Origin of the sequence: Thermococcus sp. PK, from assembly GCF_000430485.1 — an archaeon.
Lineage (GTDB): Archaea > Methanobacteriota_B > Thermococci > Thermococcales > Thermococcaceae > Thermococcus_A > Thermococcus_A bergensis.
This window is the reverse complement of the sequence record NZ_KE387145.1, coordinates 182601-185884: the sequence shown is the minus strand read 5'-3', so window position 1 is coordinate 185884 and position 3284 is coordinate 182601. Positions and strand designations below refer to the sequence as shown.

3 protein-coding genes are annotated in these 3284 nt (G+C 43.6%); all 3 read right to left on the bottom strand.

The window, feature by feature from the left end:
• Nucleotides 1–117 precede the first annotated feature (117 nt).
• Complete coding sequence (locus THEPK_RS01015) at nt 118–1089, bottom strand: hypothetical protein (protein WP_042697205.1); 972 nt, start codon at nt 1087–1089, stop codon at nt 118–120.
• Nucleotides 1090–1232: 143 nt separating this feature from the next.
• Complete coding sequence (locus tag THEPK_RS01010) at nt 1233–2321, bottom strand: VIT1/CCC1 transporter family protein (RefSeq protein ID WP_042697203.1); 1089 nt, start codon at nt 2319–2321, stop codon at nt 1233–1235.
• A gap of 141 nt (nt 2322–2462) precedes the next feature.
• Nucleotides 2463–3008 (bottom strand): GNAT family N-acetyltransferase, encoded by a 546-nt coding sequence (locus THEPK_RS01005; protein ID WP_042697200.1) that lies wholly within the window; start codon nt 3006–3008, stop codon nt 2463–2465.
• Nucleotides 3009–3284: the final 276 nt, after the last annotated feature.

Here is a 3284-nt window from a genome sequence, read left to right as displayed (position 1 = left end):
TAATGGGGGGAAGACCCTCCCCGAGGGGTCGAAGACCCGCTTTAACTTGGGTCTAAATGAGACCCCTCAAACCTTTCCGCCGTTGGCGAGGGGTTAACTCGTTGGAACCCTCGCCCTTCAGGGCGGGGAGGAGGTCAGTATATCATGCAGTTTATTATCCATGAAGATTATCCCACCCACGTCCTCCGAAAGTATTTTCACAAGTTCAGCTATAATTTTAGCACGCTCAATGGCACTATCTAAAGTTTTGAGCTTATCAGCATGAGTAATTATTCTTTCTGCAACTTCTAGGACAGATTTTTCCATAGCCCCCTTTTCCATTGGAAATGCGGACGGGATTTCAAGATAATCCGCTCCGAATTCTTCAAGACTGTTTATTATACTCTTCGCCACAGTCACATTATCCACATCTTGGTTATACCTAACCAGGAACAATTCCCTATCGACCCTCAGAGAGGGCACGTACGCTTTACTCTCCACGACTATGGTAGGAGACCTCAAAACTCCCAGACGTTCCATTACTCCCCTCTTAGGAGGCAATGCCACATTACCCTCTAAGTTCTCAACAGGGCCAACCCCAATTTTAGAACCGTTGATTGTTAATAAAAAAGCGGTTGAAAGCTCTTTTACTTTAACGCCCCCAATTACATCACTAGCAATTTCGTCTTCCCGTCTGGCTACATAAAACTCGGGGATATTCTTCGCAAATGTATCCATAACGGCCGTAGAAATTGCATATTCTGTTGCCACCGGCACTTCCGACACTCCATGCCCATAAAACCTTCCAAAAACTTTCAATGTTGCATAATGCGGGAAGAGGCCTTCTTCACCTTCAAGGTGTTTTAACATTTCTGCTTCAAAAGGCGTGATCCCCCTGCGAGGGCAACCCTGTCCAACGCCCCCATCTTTTGTCTTTATAGTTATAACGTTGGCGTTTAAATCCACATCAACGCTTTCAATCTTCGTACGTACCTTAAATAGATCCTTAATCATGTGCCCAACTACAGCAAATCCTTGCGAATCATCCTGAACAAACCCAGAATGACTAAAAACATGGCCCACACCAACATGCCCTGCAATACATATCATATGCTATCTCCTCCTTAAAGCATGGAAATTATCTATTTTTGAGAGCGAGAGACTTTAAACTTTTCTCTTTATGATCCATTGTACTGTACATATGCGTTTTCAGCCCAAATGGGCATAAAATCAAGAAAAATCAAAAACCGATATCAAAGCGCGGAAATATGGAAAATAGCCTCCATTAACCTTCCAAAAAGATAGCTCAAGAATGCCGCTCCCAGTCCAGTGGACACCATCTCAAAGACTTTTTTCCTTATTGAAATTCCCGAAAGTATGGAAACAGTACCCGCGACTATCGCCAAAGCAGTACCAGCCAAAAGGACTGAGAACGGCAACGCTAATAATGAAGAGGAGGCAACGAAATACGGCAGTACTGGAAAAGCCACTCCGGTTAAATACGCCAAGCCGGTATAAAGGGCCGAGCGGAACTCATCTTCGTTGCTCTCCTGCACAAGAAGTTTTATAACGGCATTTTCGTTGGATGATACCTTTTCCGCGACTTCCTTTGCAACGTCTTCAGGCATACCGCTTTCCAGGAGTTTTTCCATCAGCTCCTTCCTTGCCCTTTCAGGAGAAACTCTAAAAAGCACTTCCATCCTCTCTTTTAGACTCTCATTTACCTGCCTCTGAGACCTGACGGATATAAACGCCCCGATTGCCATTGATAACGCTCCTGCCACACCAACTATCAAGCCGCTGATACCCACTATTTTTGGATCGTGAACGTAAACCGCCGAAAGTCCCGTAACTGCCCCCAAAAGCTCTACGAGACCGTCGTTCATTCCAAGAACAAAATCCCTGATGTTTTCCACATGGAAGCGTTTCTTACTCTCGTAGAAAAAGCGCTCATGCTCAAGTTCATCAAGGATTATTTTTGAGAGTATTTCCCTCTCTTCCTCGCTAAGCTTATATTTTGTCAAAAATCTGAAATATTTTTGAATAGCAGAATTCTCTCCCATCTCTAGCAGAGATACAACGGTTCCCGGCCCCAAAAGCTTTCTAAGCATCTTCACAGAAAATAAGCGGAGTCTACCTATTTTTATCTTATCGGGCTTTTTACCCCTTTTTGCCAGAAACTCATACCAGAATTTTGCATGATTTGATTCCATATGGGATAACCTCAAAAATTCCTCCTTCAGCTTTGGGTCTTTTTCCTCTCTGCTCAAGGAAGCATAAAGAATCGAATCTTTGTATTCGTCCTCGTAAAATTGGCTCGCCAGTTTTAGTGCTTCCTCCATTTTCACTCACCAGAAGTATAAAATCTCAAGAGGTTAATAAAGTAAACGGAAATCACCCAGCAGGGGCGTAGTAACATCTCTTGGGAGAAATTATTTTTCCTTCCTTCTTGAGCTGTTTAATCACGTTATACTTCCTTAACTTCAACTTCTGAGCTCTTCTTCCCCTTCTTTTTTCAGCACCACAAACTCTTTGTAATCCATTACCTTCCGAAAGCCGTTTCCAAGGTAGTATGAGTAAGCCTCCAGATGAGGAAAGGTTATCACATATGCCTCTTTTCCGAGCTCTTTGAGCCTTTTAACTGCAAATTCAAGGAGCTTTGAGCCGTAACCTCTTCCTTTATATGCCGGGTGAACCATAAAGAACTCAATGAGCCCTTTCTTTTTGCCTTTTATTTCATCCGGCACCCACCATGCTTCCTTTCCTTCGAGGTTGTAAACAAGGGCGACAGTGCCAACTATCTCTTCGCCTTCCCTGAGAAGGTAGAGCTCGTCGAATTCGTCTCTTAGTCTAAACTCAAGGAAAGGCTCATAAACCTTCTTAAATCCCTCAAAGTCGTCAGGCGAGGGCTTCTTCTCCACCCACTCCAATGCGGGATAAGCTCCATTTGTTCCCTGATAAACCCTGAAGACAAATTTGAGAAGCTTCTCTTTCAGGGAGATCGGATTTTCAACTTTTACAATCTCCATAACACATCCCAGAGAGTTTAATCTGCTCTCTTAAAAAGTCTTACGAGAGAAATCAGGGCGTGTTTAGTTTCACCCCCTGTTATTTAAACAGTATTTGACTCTGAGGAGGATTTTCAGACCATAACACATTACCCCAAGCAGGATTCGGGTTACAGTAGTCTTTTTCAGAAAACAGGGGATCCTACTGCCAAAACCACGTTGTAAAACGCACCCCAGAACCCCTCATGAGGATTCCTACGCCTGTACTCTTCTTCAGAAAACACTCTGTCTCTCTTC

Excerpts from the sequence above, each read along its gene's own strand:
- THEPK_RS01010 (WP_042697203.1), bottom strand. The coding sequence starts at position 2,321 with ATGGAGGAAGCACTAAAACTGGCGAGCCAATTTTACGAGGACGAATAC.
- THEPK_RS01005 (WP_042697200.1), bottom strand. The coding sequence starts at position 3,008 with ATGGAGATTGTAAAAGTTGAAAATCCGATCTCCCTGAAAGAGAAGCTT.
- THEPK_RS01015 (WP_042697205.1), bottom strand. The coding sequence starts at position 1,089 with ATGATATGTATTGCAGGGCATGTTGGTGTGGGCCATGTTTTTAGTCAT.